The 16,469-nt window shown below is 53.6% G+C and carries 15 protein-coding genes; 14 read left to right on the top strand and 1 reads right to left on the bottom strand.

What is annotated here, in order from left to right; translation table 11 throughout:
- The first annotated feature begins 23 nt into the window (after nt 1–23).
- The 13 genes from ACWHYZ_RS20005 to ACWHYZ_RS19945 all read left to right on the top strand — a co-directional run bounded on the left by ACWHYZ_RS20005 (nt 24) and on the right by ACWHYZ_RS19945 (nt 13,630).
- The gene (locus tag ACWHYZ_RS20005) at nt 24–1,064 is read left to right on the top strand and encodes a hypothetical protein (protein ID WP_447984426.1); all 1,041 of its coding nucleotides are present in this window, start codon (nt 24–26) and stop codon (nt 1,062–1,064) included.
- 17 nt (nt 1,065–1,081) lie between these two features.
- Entirely contained in the window at nt 1,082–1,702 is a 621-nt protein-coding gene (locus tag ACWHYZ_RS20000; protein WP_447984425.1) for a 4Fe-4S dicluster domain-containing protein, read from the top strand.
- A gap of 188 nt (nt 1,703–1,890) precedes the next feature.
- Nucleotides 1,891–2,859, top strand: coding sequence for a TorD/DmsD family molecular chaperone (locus ACWHYZ_RS19995; protein WP_447984424.1), 969 nt, complete (start codon nt 1,891–1,893; stop codon nt 2,857–2,859).
- A gap of 86 nt (nt 2,860–2,945) precedes the next feature.
- A complete protein-coding gene (locus tag ACWHYZ_RS19990) occupies nt 2,946–3,890 on the top strand; it encodes an ethylbenzene dehydrogenase-related protein (RefSeq protein WP_447984423.1) in 945 nt (314 codons plus the stop codon).
- 220 nt (nt 3,891–4,110) lie between these two features.
- Nucleotides 4,111–5,892, top strand: a complete 1,782-nt coding sequence (locus tag ACWHYZ_RS19985) for a B12-binding domain-containing radical SAM protein (protein WP_447984422.1) — start codon at nt 4,111–4,113, stop codon at nt 5,890–5,892.
- A 17-nt stretch (nt 5,893–5,909) separates the two neighbouring features.
- On the top strand, nt 5,910–7,034 hold the full coding sequence (locus ACWHYZ_RS19980) for a hypothetical protein (RefSeq protein ID WP_447984421.1): 1,125 nt from the start codon (nt 5,910–5,912) through the stop codon (nt 7,032–7,034).
- Nucleotides 7,035–7,048: 14 nt separating this feature from the next.
- Nucleotides 7,049–7,861: a tetratricopeptide repeat protein gene (locus ACWHYZ_RS19975; RefSeq protein ID WP_447984420.1), complete on the top strand. Its 813-nt coding sequence runs from the start codon at nt 7,049–7,051 to the stop codon at nt 7,859–7,861.
- Nucleotides 7,862–7,906: 45 nt separating this feature from the next.
- A complete protein-coding gene (gene tatA, locus ACWHYZ_RS19970; protein ID WP_447984419.1) occupies nt 7,907–8,200 on the top strand; it encodes a twin-arginine translocase TatA/TatE family subunit in 294 nt (97 codons plus the stop codon).
- A 65-nt stretch (nt 8,201–8,265) separates the two neighbouring features.
- Nucleotides 8,266–9,519 (top strand): hypothetical protein, encoded by a 1,254-nt coding sequence (locus tag ACWHYZ_RS19965; RefSeq protein WP_447984418.1) that lies wholly within the window; start codon nt 8,266–8,268, stop codon nt 9,517–9,519.
- A 177-nt stretch (nt 9,520–9,696) separates the two neighbouring features.
- The gene (locus ACWHYZ_RS19960) at nt 9,697–10,527 is read left to right on the top strand and encodes an ethylbenzene dehydrogenase-related protein (RefSeq protein WP_447984417.1); all 831 of its coding nucleotides are present in this window, start codon (nt 9,697–9,699) and stop codon (nt 10,525–10,527) included.
- A 57-nt stretch (nt 10,528–10,584) separates the two neighbouring features.
- Nucleotides 10,585–11,049: a hypothetical protein gene (locus ACWHYZ_RS19955; protein ID WP_447984416.1), complete on the top strand. Its 465-nt coding sequence runs from the start codon at nt 10,585–10,587 to the stop codon at nt 11,047–11,049.
- A gap of 36 nt (nt 11,050–11,085) precedes the next feature.
- Nucleotides 11,086–12,381 carry a multiheme c-type cytochrome gene (locus ACWHYZ_RS19950; protein ID WP_447984415.1) on the top strand — a complete coding sequence of 432 codons (1,296 nt, stop codon included), beginning with the start codon at nt 11,086–11,088 and terminating at the stop codon, nt 12,379–12,381.
- 37 nt (nt 12,382–12,418) lie between these two features.
- A complete protein-coding gene (locus ACWHYZ_RS19945) occupies nt 12,419–13,630 on the top strand; it encodes a multiheme c-type cytochrome (protein WP_447984414.1) in 1,212 nt (403 codons plus the stop codon).
- Nucleotides 13,631–13,847: 217 nt separating this feature from the next.
- On the opposite strand, the gene ACWHYZ_RS19940 is transcribed toward ACWHYZ_RS19945, so the two are convergent.
- A complete protein-coding gene (locus ACWHYZ_RS19940; protein WP_447984413.1) occupies nt 13,848–14,099 on the bottom strand; it encodes a hypothetical protein in 252 nt (83 codons plus the stop codon).
- 237 nt (nt 14,100–14,336) lie between these two features.
- Here ACWHYZ_RS19940 and ACWHYZ_RS19935 point away from each other — a divergent pair, with 237 nt between their 5' ends.
- Complete coding sequence (locus tag ACWHYZ_RS19935) at nt 14,337–16,373, top strand: sodium-translocating pyrophosphatase (RefSeq protein WP_447987621.1); 2,037 nt, start codon at nt 14,337–14,339, stop codon at nt 16,371–16,373.
- Nucleotides 16,374–16,469: the final 96 nt, after the last annotated feature.

Raw genomic sequence — 16,469 nt, 5'->3', positions numbered from 1 at the left:
TGTTGAAAGGGGCTCGCCTTACCATGGCCATACAATCACACACTCCGCAGCAGACGCCGCACACGATGGATATTCGATTTCAACCCGCGCTGCTCCAAGAAGTCATCGATTCGTTCATTGAAAAAACGGAGCGGGAAGGGGATCCAACCTATTACAAGGAATTTCATGAGCTGGCGGATCCGATCTATGAAAAGTATTCGCTCGACGACCGCGAATCTGAATTTAAAAAGCTCTACCAGTACCTGTTCGGCATCTGGGGATTCTCCGACATCGTCCGGAATGCTTTCGATGAATTTCCCGCATTGAAAGAAAAAGTCGGGATTGTTTTGATCAAAGGTGTGCTGAAAGAGGATCAGGAAGGCGTCGATGTCCTGCGAAAATGGGGATCGGTCGAGCAGGACATGGCCCGGCAGTTTGAAGAGAAGGGGCTGAAAGGAGTGGGCATCAAGCTGATCCCTCGCCGCTTTTACGATCCTGCTCTGAGTCGTTACTGTCGCCACGAGTTGACGCACATTGCCGATATGCTCGATCCGACCTTCGACTACGACCCAGACACCAAGGTCGGCCAAAATCCCGGTGAAGAGACGCTGATTTTGCATCGATACAGGATTTTGTGGTGCATGAACATCGATAGTCGATTAGTCCGCGCAGGAAAAGATCCGATGTTGAGCCGCGAAGATCGGTTCAAAGAGTTCCGATCCTGGTACCGCAAGATTCCTCCGGCGCAACTCAAATCCGTCTTCGAAGGATTGTGGCAGGCCGACTTCCTGACCCATGCCGAACTGACCGAAATGGCGAGCGACACCCTACGTGTGATGGATCGGGCCATCGAGGTCGAAGGCGGTGATGTTCCTGCGACCCTGAATAAGGTCATCTTGATGCCCGGGTTCCCATGTCCGCTGTGTCGATTTCCCACGTATTCTTGGGTGGAAGATCTCGAGAACAAGGTGGAACAGCATGTTTTGGATTTCATCCGTGAAAACCATCCCGGCTGGGATACCGAATACGGCGCCTGTGACCGGTGTGTCGAAGTCTACCGGTTGCGTTCCGAAGGCGTCGTCTAGTACGAGAGAAGTTCTCTATGGCCAGTGATCCTCAATACGAATACGGCCGTCGACATTTTCTTAAAGACTCTCTTGTCTCTGTCGTCAAAACGGCTCATGAATTTGCCAAGCATCGCGATGCGCCCGCTGAAGAACCTGCTGCTCGGGTACGGGAGGACTGGTTGCGTCCCCCCGGCGCAGCCTCGGAATCGATGTTTCTCGATCGATGTACGCGATGCAGTGATTGTGTCAAAGCATGCCCGTATGGCGCGATTTCAGTTCACCCTCGCGAAGGTTTCCCAATACTCTTCCCTGATCAGACACCCTGTTATCTGTGCGAAGATTTGCCTTGTATTGCAGCCTGTGGCACTGACGCCTTGGTTGCCGTGGAAAGCATTGAAGATATTCGCATGGGCTTGGCGAGTGTTTCACCGAAAGCCTGCACAGCTGAGCAAGGGTGTAATGCATGCGTGTCACAATGTCCTACGCATGCGCTGTCAATGGATTTCGACGTTCTTCGCATCATGGTTTCAGGAGATCAATGCGTTGGATGCGGAATCTGCGAATATACATGTAAAAGCGTGAATGACCGGGTAGCCATCACCGTGAAGCCGGCGCGGCTCATTCACTGTACAGAGGAGGATTTGTCAGGTTGTTAGGAGCTAAATTTTTTAATATGAGAGGGCGGTTCGCCTCGACGAATTGATGAAATTCATAAGCTTAAGCGAGCTGAGTTGGTGCTTGACATCACTTTGAGCTTTGCCTATGATACGCGAGCCGTTGCCCTCGCAGGTCGATGAGTAAAAGCCGAAAACGGATTTACCGTCGAATGTAAAAGAGAGGAAACATGGGTACCATGGAAAGTCAACGAGGCACAGCAGGGATGGCCGGATTAGCCCCCGTTCCAACCGCGATTAAGGATTCTCCCGCCGTAGAAAGAGCGCTTAGCCGAAGCAAGCTGTATCTGCTCATCTCTTGGAGCATGCTCTATCCGGAAGACGATGAATTTCTCGATTATTTACAAAGTGGTGAGTTTGTCGAAGACGGGCGTTCAGCCATCGACAGTTTGATGCAATCGCTCGACAATATCGGTGGAGAGCGAGCCAAAAAGAAACTGGCCGCCGTCTCGAAGCTCTTCGATCGAATTGAAGAATGGGTTTCCTCCGAATGTGTCAACTGGCAACTCGCCGATTTGCAGTCTGAGCACCGCCGCGTATTCAGCAATGTCATCACGCTTGACTGCCCTCCCTACGAAACTCTCTTTGGAAACGATCACGTATTCGGTCAAGCCCATGTCATGGGTGATATCGCTGGATTTTACAAGGCGTTCGGCGTAGAGCTTTCGAGGGATATCCATGAGCGCATGGATCACTTGAGCGTCGAACTGGAATTTATGCATTTTCTCGCTTACAAAGAGTCCTATGCCCGCTGCCATGATGGAGCCGATAAGACACAAATCGTGGTTGACGCGCAAAAGAAATTTGTGAAAGAGCATATTGGTCGGTGGGTGCCGCTCTTCTCCAGAATGTTGACCAAGAAGGCTGAGTCAGGGTTTTTCCACTACATTGCCGACTTTACCTCGGAGTGGATGGACTTTGATGCGGCGTACCTGGGCGTCAACCCTCAGCCTTATTCAGAGGCCGATTACCGCCCGGCGACGTTTAACGCCCCGGAAGGACAGACGTATGAATGCGGCGCTCAGGATCAGGGAAATGAGTTAAGCATGCTGCTTGATGAAGTCGGCGCTCAATCTTTCATGGACCGCAAAGATAAAGAAAAGGATGATTCGGAGCAGGGGCCTTTCGGGAACGCTTAATATATAGTAGTACATTGTCGGTCGGATTCTATAATGTCACGCAGTTCTTTAATCCTTAAGGGGGAGGGTATATTTTTATGAGAGTGGTGCAGACACGTAATAAAAAACTGGTGTTCGGCATTCTCCTCTCTGCACTAATGGTCGGCGTGATGCTGACTCTTGGGCAGGTGCCCCTTGCGGTCAGTCAGCCGGTGACCATCCCGGTGAAGGCCATCAAGGGACCCATTCCAATGGATGGGGCAAATCCGATCTGGGAAGGTGTACCGGGTGTGGTCGTTCCCTTGAGCGGGCAAACGATTACAACACCGATGCATCCAAACATTGCCGTGAAATCTGTCTTCGTCAAGGCGGTATCAAACGGGAAAGAACTTGGATTCCGCTTGGACTGGTCCGATCAGACTAAGAACGATACGACCATCGGTCCGCAAGATTTCCGTGATCAAGCCGCTATTCAGTTTCCGGTGAACACGTCAGGAGCCCCGCCATTCCAGTGCATGGGTCAGTCAGGCGGAACCGTCAACATCTGGCGTTGGAATGCGGAATGGCAGAAGGATATCGGTAAGGACAGCGCCGGTCTCTGGGATGTGGACGATCAGTATCCGGGCATTTTCTGGGATTATTATTTCGAAGAGCCGGCCGGTGGGGTGACCTATCCCGATCGTATCGGTCGTAGCCTTGGGCCCTTCAATCCAGGCATTTGGTCCGGTAACATCATGTCCGATCCGACCTTGCGCGTGAGCGCAGTCGAGGATCTCAATGCCAACGGGTTCAGCACCTTGACGACACAGTCACATCAGGATGTGATCGGCAACGGTTTGTGGGAACCAGCGGGTTCAATCAAGGGAGGCTGCTGCGTCGGGCCAACCTGGCGTATTGTGGTGAAGCGCTCCTTGTCCACCAATGATCCTAATGATGTGCAGTTCAAGCCTGGTGCGACGGTGCCCGTTGCCTTCGCGGTCTGGGACGGCAGCAATGTCGAGCGGAACGGAATGAAGGGCATTTCTACCTGGTTTACGTTGAAGCTGCCCTAATTTTTCTGGCTCAGTAAGGGCTAGAAAGCCCCGAGTCGCCTGCTGTAGGAGCAGGAAGACTCGGGGCTTTTTTTATCGGCAACCGGCGACGACTTCAGGATCGAAGACGTGTTTTTTGCTCGTTGTCCAACGCCGGCGGGCGGTTGCATCTAAAAGATTGGACGGTGTATAACGTACAGTCTCCTGCGATCATATTCCCTTTGATCCGGAAGGTTTCAGCGTGAAGATCTCCCTGTTGTTTCCACCAAGTTGGCATCCTTCCCAACCGTATTTGAGCTTGCCGTCACTCACCGGATTCCTTAACCAGGCCGGTGTGAATAACGTGGTCCAACGCGACCTCAATATTGAAGCGCTTGATACCATGCTGACCACAGCCTATGGCCATGCGACCTACGCGCGATTGGTTGATAAGGTCAAGCAGCTCGAAAAAGGGCAGAGCGGAGAAACGGGGCCCAACAGCAAGGAACATTACGCGAGATTAGTTGAGTCGCTGGATCGATTTCCGTATTTGATCGACCGGATCGAGTTAGCGAAGGAGACACTCCGTAGTGAGGAATTCTATGACGTCGAGCGGTACCGGGACAGCTTATTCCTCATCGATAAATGGTTGGAGTTGATCTCGACCATCTATTTTCCAACTCGCATGACGGTCGTGGATAATCAGTTCAGCAGCTATTCTATTTACTCCTCCAAGGATTTGGTTCGGGCCATCCACGACGAAGAACAGAATCCGTATCTTGAATTATTCCGAAGCCAATTTCTTCCTTCGGTTTTAGCGGACCAGCCGGATTTGATCGGGGTCTCGATTACAGCCACTTCGCAAATTATTCCAGGGCTGACCCTCTGCCGCCTGATCAAGCAAGCGAGACCAGATATTCACCTCACGATCGGTGGAAGCATTTTCACCAGGCTGGTGGATAATCTGCGGCGCTGTCCGAGTCTGTTCGATTTGACCGATGACTTTATCGTGTTTGAAGGGGAAACCGCGCTCTTGGAACTGGTGAATCAGTTGAGCGGCAAACACGATATGAGCAAGGTGCCGAATCTGATTTATCGCCAGAACGGCAAAATTACGGTGAATCAGCCCTTCTATTCCGAAAACATCAACGAACTGCCGGCGCCGAATTATGATGGGTTCCCGCTCGGGCGGTATTTGGCTCCCCACACGGTGTTGCCCGTGCAGTTCTCACGGGGCTGTTATTACAAAGATTGTGCCTTCTGTGCATTGACACTCGACCACCAAAACTTCAGGCAGAAAGACCCCGGCAAGACTGTCGACGACTTGCAGATGCTGTCGGAGAAATATCAGACGCCGTACTTTTTCTTTACAGATGAATGCTTCGCGCTCTCTCCAACGAAGCGGATGTGCCAACAGCTTATCGACCGACAGCTGAATTTGCAGTGGACCTGCGAAATGCGTTTTGAAAAGAACCTGTCTCGGGACCTCTTAGTGCAGATGCGGGATGCCGGGTGCTTGAAAATCGTGTTCGGCTTGGAATCCTTTAATCAGCGGGTTATGGATTTCATGAAGAAGGGCATTAAGCAGGAGAGCGTCCGCCGGATCACAGAGGATTGTTTGGATCTCGGCATTGCCATCCACTGTTATATTATCGTCGGTTTCCCAACGGAGCTGGAAGAAGAAGCGCTCGAAACGATGAATTTCATCGTCGATAATGAAAGGCTGCATTCCTCCTATGGCTTTTCATGCCAGCCGTGCTTGTTCGATCTGGAAAAAGAAGCACCGATCATGAGTGATCCCGGTGGCTATGGCATTAGACGGATTATGAGGCCTGCATCCGAAGATATGAGCCTCGGCTTCTTTTATGAAGTCCAATCCGGTATGACGCCCGAGCAAGCCGAGCGACTCTACCAGCATGTATACGGAAAGATCAGCGAAGTCGTGTGCGAGTTACCGTTTAATTATTCAATGGCCGACGGACTGCTGTATATTTCCCGCGCGAGAGCTCAGGTGCAGCAGGTCGAACAGACGACCGGTTTATAGCTCAGTGAGGCGGTTTGATGGCGAGCGGAGCGGTGCTGGAAAAAGGAGCGGGGCGTGTCGATGAGCATGGAATGTTGTTTGAGTATACGCTCAAGCTGTTGCTCCTGGCGGCCTTTTTCGAGTTGGTCCTGTATCGTCTGGTTTCGCGCCTCGGTATGCACCTTAGCAAGTTGGCCGCGAAATATGAAGCCGTCCGCTTGCTGTTCAAAGGACTCTCCTCAATCGGTTTCACACTCCTGAATGTCGTTTCGCTTCTACTGTTTCTCGCCTTTTCGTTGATCCTCTTTTCAAAGCTTAAAGAGCTGGGACGGAATTCGTATGAGACGTTGCTGGTGGCTACTGTCTCCCTCCTCCTAATCTTGACGGTTGCCTTCTTGATCGTCCCACCAGCCATGTTAGGGTCTATGGCTTATAACGTGGTCACATGCGCGGTCCTGGCTGTGCTGTCCATAGAGTATCTCAAGACGCACACCGATCGTATTCAGCGGGCGATGATGGTCTGTTTCTTGCTGGGGATTTTCGGATGGTTGTATTATCAGACAGTCTCCACCTTCTACGGATTTTTCCAGTGGCTAACGGCACCCCCGTTAGTGCATGAGATGAATCGTTTCGGCGAAGCTATGATGGTGCTCGCCAGCATATTAGTCTTCTGGGCCTATGGTGGGATTTCTTTTCGAACCACGAACAAACGACAGCGCCGTCGCGTCGTGATCTTCTCGGCCACTGCGGCAAGCCTCTTCCTGGGACTTCTATTTCTGGATTTTTTTCTTGGCCTCTATGACCAAGGCCTTGCGGAATCGGTTCGAAAGGCGGGAGAAGGAATCGGCTGGATCTTTCAGATGGGCATGGGTTACACCTTTTATCTCCCGTTTGCGCTGTACGTGGCGGGTTTATTCTGCTGGAGCTACACAGTCATCAAGCAAATCACCATGGGCCGCCTGGCGGGTTATGGACTCGGCTTGATGTTTATGGCAGGGTACGCCCTCCAACTGTCCCATCTCACCTTGATGGTGGTCTTTGGGCTTCTGTTGCTCAATATGGATCGACGGTGGGCCACAGCCAAGGTGAGCGAGTCGGTGGACAAGTCTTTTGCGGACCCACGATCGATAGAGACTGGACCGATGATCGGAGAACGAATTTAACAGGAATAGCCACCATGGATGAACACAAAATGACAAACCCGAGTGATGCCACTGCGGCGGTGACCGATCAAGAGGAGCGGCCGCTGACGCCCGATGAAGAGATTGCCGAATTGGAAAAGCTTCTCGCGAGTGAGGGGGAAGACTTCCAAGCACGCTGCCGATTGGGAGAACTGTACTTCAGCAAAGGTCGGTTAGACGATGCGCTGACTGAGGTCAAGAAATCGATTGAGATGGCCGAGGCTTTGCGCAGCGAAATGAACCGATCCTTGGCCATGTACTACTCAAACCTAGGTACGATTTATGGCACGAAGGGCATGATGGATGAAGCCGAGGCCCAATTTAAGAAAGCGCTCGAAATCTTTCCGGAAGATATTCTTGCGCTCTTTAATTTGGGACGTGTGCATTCGGACAAGCGGCAATTCGTGGAAGCCAAGAACTATTACGAGCGGCTCGTGGAAGTCAATCAAGAAGACCCGATTGCCTGGTATAACTTGGCGGGCATCTATGCGGAACTCGATAATCCGGCGGTGTCTGATTACAATACGATCGATATGGCGATTCAGTGCTACCTCAAAGTGCTCGAGCTCGATCCGAAGCATTTGGAATGCAGTTTCAAGCTGATGGAAATCGCGTTGAGCCATAAGAAAATGGATCTGGCGATCAAAGTGATGGAAGAGGCCGTGGATCATAATCCCGATGAGCCGTTGGCCTATTACAACTTGATCAGCACGTATGACAAGTGCAAGATGTTCGAGCAAGCCGAACAGACCCGCCAGAAACTGAAGGATCGTTTCACCAAGCGATCACGCGAGGCGGGCAAGGCCTGATGCGCAATTGCGAACCGAACACGAACATTTAAAAAGGAGCGCACCATGTTTGGGAGCATTGGATTCACAGAGCTGATTCTAATCCTGTTCATCGTGTTAATTATCTTCGGCGCTGGCAAACTGCCGCAACTCGGAGAAGGACTTGGGAAGGCCATCAAAGGATTTAAAAAGTCCGTACATGAAGCTGAGGCCATCGAAGCCGAAGCGCAGGGTCAAAACCAGACGGAGATGGCGCCCCAGATGCCGCAACAAGTCGCCGCGCAACCCGCACCCATGACGCAGCCTGTCCAGATGTCGATGCCCGAACCTCAGGTCGTTGGACAGTCGTCAAAAGCGTAAGCGTCATCTGGCGCAAGTGACTAGAAGGTTGTGAGACTCATAAGAAGCGAATAAGGAAGACCAGCATGGCAACCGGCGTTGAATTAGGCGTGGGGTATATTGAGACGTTTGCCGGAAACGGCAAGGCGAGAAGCACGGGCGACGGGAAACTGGCCGTCAAAGCCGGCATTCCCCTGCCGCACCATGTCGCGCTCGATAAAGAGGAGTGCTATCTGTATTTCGCCGAATCGGGATCGGATCGCGTCCGACGCGTGGACTTGAAGGCGGGGACCCTCCACAATTTTTCCGGGATTGGTGAAACCTGCTACAGCGGCGACGACGGACCGTGCTCAGAAGCCGGCCTGTACCTCCCACTCGATCTTGCCTTTGACTCTCAGAATAATCTGTACATCTGTGACTCCGGCAGTAATCGGATCCGCAGAGTGGATCGGGACACCGGCATCATCACGACCGTCGTCGGCACAGGACAGCATGGCTTTAATGGCGATGGTCCGGCATTGGAGGTCAATTTGACCTGGCCGGCTGCTATTACGTTCGATGCGGATGACGTTCTTTATATTGCCGATACCCAGGCTCATCGCGTGCGGCGCTATGATCCAAAAACGAGACTTGTGACGACCATCGCCGGGATATGGTCTGACGAGGATGAGGCGCGCGAGCAACCCCTTGTGGCGAGAAATCTGGTGGTCCTATCAGGCGATGCCATCGGCATTGACTTCAGCGACGATCAAGGATGGCTCATGCCGGTGTGCTCCGATGGTCTGGACCTTTCGATGTATCTTGATGATGGACGGCCCGCCCTTGAAGCGCGGCTATACGATATTGTCGGGATTGCCGTCGACCGCGATGGCAACATCTGCGTCGTGGACAAGGGCAGTAACCGTGTCCGGAAGATCGATAGACGGAGCGGTGTCATTTCGACGCTAGCCGGGGTATGCCGTTTTGGCTTTGATGGTGATGGAAAGCCGGCCGTCAAATCCATGCTGCACGCGCCTGAAGCGGTACTCTTTGACACTGAGAATCACGCCTATATCTCGGATACGATGAACCACCGAGTCCGCAAGGTCGATTCGGTGACCGGCATCATGACGACTGTTGCGGGAAATGGCGATAGCGGGTACGAGGATAAACATATGGGCGGCTGCGGAGCGGCTCGGTTCGTTGCGAAAGAATCAGCGGGAATGATTAAGCATGGCGATGGTCTGCTATCCACGGAGGCCGTCGTGAATTCACCCGTAGGCTTGGCACTCGACTCCCAAGGTTCACTCTACGTGTGCGAGCGTGGGGAGAACAAGATTCGCCGCGCAAAATTGTGGTAAGCTTCGGCAGAAGCGAGCCTTCGAGCAAAGCCCTGCCATTACAGTCTGAAGTTGGCGGGTGAGACAACGCCGAGGAGCCGGCGTGTGCCAGTTAGGTATCCATCGTGCTCGGAGGCGTCGTGGGACGGCGAGCTGTGACTGATTTTCAGCGGCGGTCGGTTCGTGCGAGGGGTGCAGATGGCGCGATGGCAACGTATTCGGAATAGACCTCATGCCCTGATTCCTCTCCTCTCCGCCGTCTTTCTCAGCGCCCTCATCGGAGCCTTCGGTATCCCGATTGTCAGCTCACAGGGCATGTTCATTCGTGCCCATTATGTCCCCGGCGAGCTCCCCGCTGCGCCGGAAGATCAAGCTTGGGGCAAGGTTCCTCCCATGATACTGCCGCTCAGCGGGCAGGTCATTACGCGTCCGGTATGGCCGGAGCCCGCTGCCCGTTCCTTGACAGTTCGATCGATCCACAATGGCACTGACATCGCGTTCCTTCTTGAATGGCAGGACAACACCAAGAATGATCGCTTGACACCTGGTACCTTTCGAGACGGCGTGGCCATTGGCTTGCCGTTAGGAGATGCCCCCGCCTTCTTCTGCATGGGTCAACTGGATCACTACATCAATATTTGGCACTGGAAAGCCGATTGGCAAAGCGATATCGATCGTCGATCGGCCAAATCGGCTGAGAAAAAAGTTGAAGGCGAGGTACGGCGCTTTGAGGTCATCCCGAGACGGAAATCCTCGGTGGAGGATTTGATCGGGGGAGGCTTCAGCACACTGACCACGAAGGATGAACAAGGCAGGGTGCAGGGGAAAGCGACATGGAAAGATGGCATGTGGCATGTCGTCATGCGCCGACCGTTGGCGAGTGCCGGACAGGAAAATGAAGCGAGATTGCAAGCCGGACATCTTCAGACCATCGCGTTTGCCGTGTGGAACGGAGAAAATAAGGAGCGCAATGGCCAAAAGGCCGTGGCACCATGGTTTCAACTGTCCATCGATCCGGTCAAATTGTGATGGAGTCCGCACGCCGCGACCTGGTTGTGTCGTGGAGGTCATCACACGGGGCGACTGATGCGAGAACGATTTAATGTTATTCAGATCGTAGGCAGCCTGGCAGTCCTCGCGCTGCTCATGGTTTTCTCTGGCGCCGTCCCGGAGAGCTATGCCGTGCCCTCTCAAGAAAATGGGAAGATGACGGATGACGATGCGGTACGATTGGGTGAAGAATTCGGCATCATCGTGGGGCCTGTTGACGAAGAGATTCAACGGGAACTGAAAATGCAGAAAGCCGAAGGGGTCGTCGTGTTCGAAGTCATCGGCGGGACGCAAGCCGACCTGGCCGGCATCAAAGTCCGGGCCGTCATCAAAGAGATTGACAAAGTGGAAGTGAGAAACTTGAAGGATTTCGGTCGAGCATTGAAGCTGGCCATGCCGACGTGCAACTTTACGGTGGGTACGTATGAGCCGGCGGACCCGGAAACACAAGGTGTGGGCGGCGTGATGAATTTTCATTTCGTCGGTTGCAAACGGGATTGAGATGAACGAGTGTCGACCGTATGAGGAGTCAGTATTGTGACTCGGAGGCTCTCCATTGGGCTACTGCTGTTTGGATTGGTTGTCGCCATCGATGCATTCTATGATGGGCGAGCCGTTGCACAGAAGGACGATGGGCAAGCGCCGGAAGCCTGGGTGGATGAAATTGAGAAGACATTCATTCGGTCAGAAGACTGTAAGCAATGTCATGACCGTCATTATGAAGAATGGAAGGGCATGCGTGAGCAGACGCCGGATCTGAAGACGTTTGGCCGAGTCGATGCTGCGCTCCTTCACGGCACCTCACTTGAATCGCCGATTTTTAAGACCGTCCTCGGGTTGTGGCTCCAGACAAATCCCACCCCAGAGCAGAAAACGAAGTGTCTATCCTGTCATGCGCCCGCCGTCACGGTATTTCCTCAGCATGCCGATAAGATCAACAAACAGGTGCTCTCGGGCAAAGTCCAGGTGGAAGGCATTGGCTGCGCTTCCTGCCACATGATTAGCGGTGTCGCAGACACGGCAGGGTCGCCTCCAACCTTCAAGATTAATCCCGACAGCATGATCTACGGGCCGTATGCCGATGCCGAAGAAAATCTCGTGCATCAGTCCACGCCATCGCTGCTCTTCAAGGGGGCCAATTACTGCACCTCTTGCCATTTCGACAAGGTGAAGGATGTCACGCGTCCCGACTTGCCCGGTGAGATTCTCCAAGGAACGGTCTGCCAAGACTGCCATATGGAACAATCGACCGGGAGTTCTACATCGAAGCGGGGCTCGATGACACGAACCATCGGGCGCCACTGGTTTCGCGGGGTCGTCATTCCCGGCATCATGCTCAAGAATCGAAATCTTCAGGCTGAATGGATGCCCCGGGTAGATCTGGAGACTTCGAAAGGGGCCGACAAGGTGGAAGGCACCGTCTTTGTGCGTAGCGGTAGTTTACCGCACAGCTTTCCCGATGGTGATCCAATTTTGAAACAGTTTTTTCTGACGGTCACACTCAAGGATGCACAAGGCATCACCGTGGCATCCGAGGTGGTGCATGTTGGTCTGCCGTTCGATCAGATTCTCCGAGGCCCGGTTCCCGATCCGCTCGTTAAAGGCGGCACGACCAGGCGTCTGCCATTTAGTCTGACGCTGCCGACCGGCGCACCCGTCCCTGTCACCATCGAAGCGCTGCTGACCTATTCCTTGATTCCGGATCCGACGCCGGAGTTACTGTCGAAATATCTTGCCACGCTGCCGAACGAAAAGGACCGCGAGACGGCGACCACACTCATTCACGAATATACCCAGCCACGTGTCCTGACGTTCCGCACAAAAGCCTTATGAGACGGAGAGAAGGGGGTTTGGCATCGTGACGAGAGCCATGAGCCTAATCTGTACTGTTGTGGTGATGGCAGCGGTTGCCGCGGGTGGTGTCGTTCATTGGAGCGAGGCGCAAGACGCCAAAACGAAGGCCCCCACACTCGACAAGGTCTTCCCCAACTCAAATAAGTGCAAACGTTGCCATGAGCGTGCGTTTGAAGAATGGGAAACCTCTCCGCTCTCCAAATCGATTCACTCGCCGGTCTTCCGGGCGGCATTGGACGAGTATCTCTCTTTTTCAGGCGGAAAAGACAAGTCGCTCTGTTTCAAGTGTCACGCCCCGCATGTCAATCTATTTCACGATCAGGTCCAAACGTTCGTCACTCAGGCCCAATCGGGTGATCCCACCATCGACGGCGTTGGATGTGCCCAGTGCCATCTGATCAAGGAGATCGATCGCACCAGCAATCCGCCGGTACCCAAGTATGAGCCCGGTAAAACGTTGTATGGACCGTATAAAGATGCGGTAACGAACTTGGCCCATCACTCGATGGAACTGGATCTGTTTCGAAAATCGGACCTTTGTCTGAATTGCCACGTCGCTATTCCGGCGGCGGCGAATCTCGGGAAAAGCAATGATCTATTAGGAAGTTGGGACACCAGCAAGGCGGTAAAATCCGGCAAAGAATGTCAGACGTGCCATATGCCCGAGCAGGTCGGCGAGTCGGCCAACGGTGAGAACAAGCGCAAGGTGGCAAATCACACGTTCCCCGGCCGCATCGGCAAGCTGCGGCAGGAAGCGGCAAAACTCGACGTCGCAACTGAAGTCAAAGGGGACCAAACCAAGGTGACCGTCACGGTCCAGAGCCTCGTTCCGCATAACTTGCCGACTACACATCCGGCGTGGGCGCGCGTTGTGCTGGAGTTGAATGTCAAAGGGAAGAACTTGAAAACTGTATTCACGGACCAACGAACATACGGGCGAGTTTTTGCTGATGCGAAAGGGCAGAAAACCGTCTTCGATTTTGCAGCGACCAAAGTGCTTGAGGATACCGTTCTCAAGCCGGAAGAAATCCGCGTCGAAACGTTTACATTTCCTACGCCGAAGGATACCCGCACATTTGATGTCGAAGCGGCGCTCGGCTATGCGCCCGTGAGCGGCCCACCAGCCTTCCTCCAACGGATTGAGGCGGAATCCTCCAAAGGCAGTCAGGATCCTGCATTCCAATTGATCCCGATCTTTAAGAAGTCAGTCAACGTTCCGGTATCGTAAAGCCAGTGTAGCGGCGCCTTGTGTTACTACTCTACTGGTGGTGAATTGAAGCGCCTACGCCAGGCTTTCGCAGCCCGTTCCAGACGCCCTGTTGTCCCTCGTTGGATGGCGCTCAGTACCTTCAAGACACCCCCAAGACGACAAGATCCCATCCCATCTCTTGAGCAAGGTAGCTCAAGCTTTTCCCTAGACGCCCACTATGCAAGTCTGATTGATGCTACTGGTCTGAGACGATGACCGATCCCGGCGACTTCATCTTGAAGATTTGAATCGCGGAGTAGATGTTTTTGGCCGGTTGGTTGAGGATCAGTTCTGAATTGGTGACGTGGGTGTCGATCAACTCATACGGGCCGCCGCTGTAATAGAATTTACAGTGGTCCATGGTGCAGTTCTTGTAGACATGGTTGTCCAGGGTCAATTCTTCTTTTTCAAAAGTTTTCCCTTCGACAACAATGTACGAGGGTTTCATTCTTTGTTTCTCCTCACGTGAGCACTATAACAAATCATTCCGGGGCTCGCAAACCTCTGCAAGTTTCATGGATCGTCCTTTAGAACCAGGCGTTTCACCTTGACATTGTTGTTCAGGTCGATAGAATGACTGCGCTTTTTGCCCCGAGGGGCCGAGGTCTTGTGAAGAGGAATAGCGATCCTAAGGATGTGCGTCTCTAAAAAGGCACCGAACTAGACCAGGAGGCATAATGTGGATGTGACAACAGCCGTTGTTCTATTTGCCATTGTTGCTGCCGTCGCCGGGATCGGGTATGGCCTGTATCTGACCATGTGGGTCATCAAACTTGACCCTGGCAATAAGGAGATGCAGAGCATTGCGCAAGCCATCCAAGAAGGGGCTTCAGCCTACTTAAACCGCCAGTACAAGACCGTCGGGGTGGTCGCAGCTGCCCTGTTCCTCGTGCTGTGGCTGGCGGGTATGTGGTCGGACAAATTCGGATTGGTGACGGCCATCGGATTTCTCGTTGGCGCCTCGGCGTCCGCGCTCGCCGGGTATGTCGGGATGAATATCGCCGTGCGAGCGAATGTCAGGACGGCACAAGCGGCGCACAAAGGATTGAATGCGGCGCTTCAAGTGGCGTTTCGAGGCGGTGCCGTCACGGGCTTGCTGCTGATCGGATTGGCGCTTCTGTCTGTCACAGGGTTCTACATGATGGCCTCGGCCTCCGTCGGTCAGGAAAAGGCAATCCATGCGCTGTTGAGCCTCGGGTTCGGCGGAAGTCTGATTTCGGTATTCGCTCGTGTCGGTGGCGGAATCTATACCAAAGCCGCTGATGTCGGAGCTGATCTCGTAGGAAAAGTCGAAGCCGGTATTCCAGAAGACGATCCACGCAATCCGGCGGTGATCGCCGACAATGTCGGTGATAATGTCGGTGACTGCGCCGGCATGGCTGCCGACTTATTCGAAACCTATGCGGTGACGACGGTAGCGGCGATGGTATTGGCGTTCACGCTGTTTAATGGCATGGCAGAACCAATTCTCTATCCCTTAGCCTTGGGCGCTCTGTCTGTATTCGCAACCATCATTGGAATCTTTTTTGTTAAGGCGGGCCCGGGCGGCGGCATCATGACGGCGCTCTACAAAGGGCTATTTGTCGCAGGTGGCTTGGCGGCCGTGGGCTTTTATCCTATCACCATGAGGATGATGGACGGCGCTGCCGGAGTCACGGGGTTGGATTATTATCTTGCGTCGTTGCTTGGGCTTGGCGTGACCTTGGCGTTGGTGTTTATCACCGATTACTACACGTCCAAGAGTTACTCGCCGGTAAAGGAGATTGCCAAGGCTAGTGAAACCGGCCATGCGACCAACATTATTGCCGGGCTAGCCGTTGGAATGCAGGCAACTGCCTGGCCGGTCGTGGTCATCGCCGCGGCGATTCTGCTCAGCCATTGGGCAGCCGGTCTGTATGGCGTCGCGGTGGCGGCGGTCTCTATGTTGTCGATGGCCGGCATTGTCGTCGCGATCGATGCGTTTGGACCAATTACGGACAACGCAGGCGGGATTGCCGAGATGGCCCATCTTGGTAAGGAAGTACGCAATATCACTGATCCCCTCGATGCGGTCGGTAATACGACCAAAGCCGTGACCAAGGGCTATGCCATCGGTTCAGCCGGCTTGGCGGCTGTCGTCTTGTTTGCGGAATACGCCCGTGCTGTGGCAGGCCCGAATCCGATCGGAGGCGGGTTCGATCTTTCCAATCCCTACGTCTTGGTCGGGCTCTTTCTCGGCGGGATGTTGCCGTTTCTCTTCGCCTCCATGTGCATGAAAGCCGTGGGACAAGCTGGCGGATTGATCGTTGAAGAAGTGCGCCGTCAGTTCCGGACGATTAAGGGCATCATGGAGGGCACTGCCAAGCCTGACTATGCCACGTGTGTCGATATTGTTACAAAGGCGGCGATTCAAAAGATGATGATTCCCGGACTGATCCCCGTGCTGTCCCCTATTGTGGTCGGGGTAATCCTGGGACCACAAGCGTTAGGCGGTGTCCTGGTCGGCAGCATTGTAACCGGCCTCTTTGTCGCGATCTCGATGACCAGTGGCGGCGGGGCCTGGGACAATGCCAAAAAGTACATTGAAGAGCAAGGCAAGAAAGGGACCGAGACTCACAAGGCGGCTGTCACCGGAGATACCGTCGGCGACCCTTATAAGGATACGGCCGGGCCTGCAATCAATCCGATGATCAAGGTCATCAATATCGTCGCGCTCTTGATTGTCTCGTTGATTGCACACTAGGTATATGAGGCACTCTTGCGTCGGTCGTGGACTGCTTGACGAGCCTAGGGCCGTGGGGTATGGTACAGTCAACTGAGGAAACACAGCCTGTCCATT

Source organism: Nitrospira sp. Nam74, from assembly GCF_965152615.1.
This window is presented reverse-complemented; position numbering and strand designations above follow the sequence as displayed.

Coding starts and splice junctions, on each gene's coding strand:
- ACWHYZ_RS20000 (WP_447984425.1), top strand. CDS start 1,082: ATGGCCAGTGATCCTCAATACGAATACGGCCGTCGACATTTTCTTAAA.
- ACWHYZ_RS19955 (WP_447984416.1), top strand. CDS start 10,585: ATGCGAGAACGATTTAATGTTATTCAGATCGTAGGCAGCCTGGCAGTC.
- ACWHYZ_RS19965 (WP_447984418.1), top strand. CDS start 8,266: ATGGCAACCGGCGTTGAATTAGGCGTGGGGTATATTGAGACGTTTGCC.
- ACWHYZ_RS19980 (WP_447984421.1), top strand. CDS start 5,910: ATGGCGAGCGGAGCGGTGCTGGAAAAAGGAGCGGGGCGTGTCGATGAG.
- ACWHYZ_RS19960 (WP_447984417.1), top strand. CDS start 9,697: ATGGCGCGATGGCAACGTATTCGGAATAGACCTCATGCCCTGATTCCT.
- ACWHYZ_RS19995 (WP_447984424.1), top strand. CDS start 1,891: ATGGGTACCATGGAAAGTCAACGAGGCACAGCAGGGATGGCCGGATTA.
- tatA (WP_447984419.1), top strand. CDS start 7,907: ATGTTTGGGAGCATTGGATTCACAGAGCTGATTCTAATCCTGTTCATC.
- ACWHYZ_RS19975 (WP_447984420.1), top strand. CDS start 7,049: ATGGATGAACACAAAATGACAAACCCGAGTGATGCCACTGCGGCGGTG.
- ACWHYZ_RS19940 (WP_447984413.1), bottom strand. CDS start 14,099: ATGAAACCCTCGTACATTGTTGTCGAAGGGAAAACTTTTGAAAAAGAA.
- ACWHYZ_RS19945 (WP_447984414.1), top strand. CDS start 12,419: ATGAGCCTAATCTGTACTGTTGTGGTGATGGCAGCGGTTGCCGCGGGT.
- ACWHYZ_RS20005 (WP_447984426.1), top strand. CDS start 24: ATGGCCATACAATCACACACTCCGCAGCAGACGCCGCACACGATGGAT.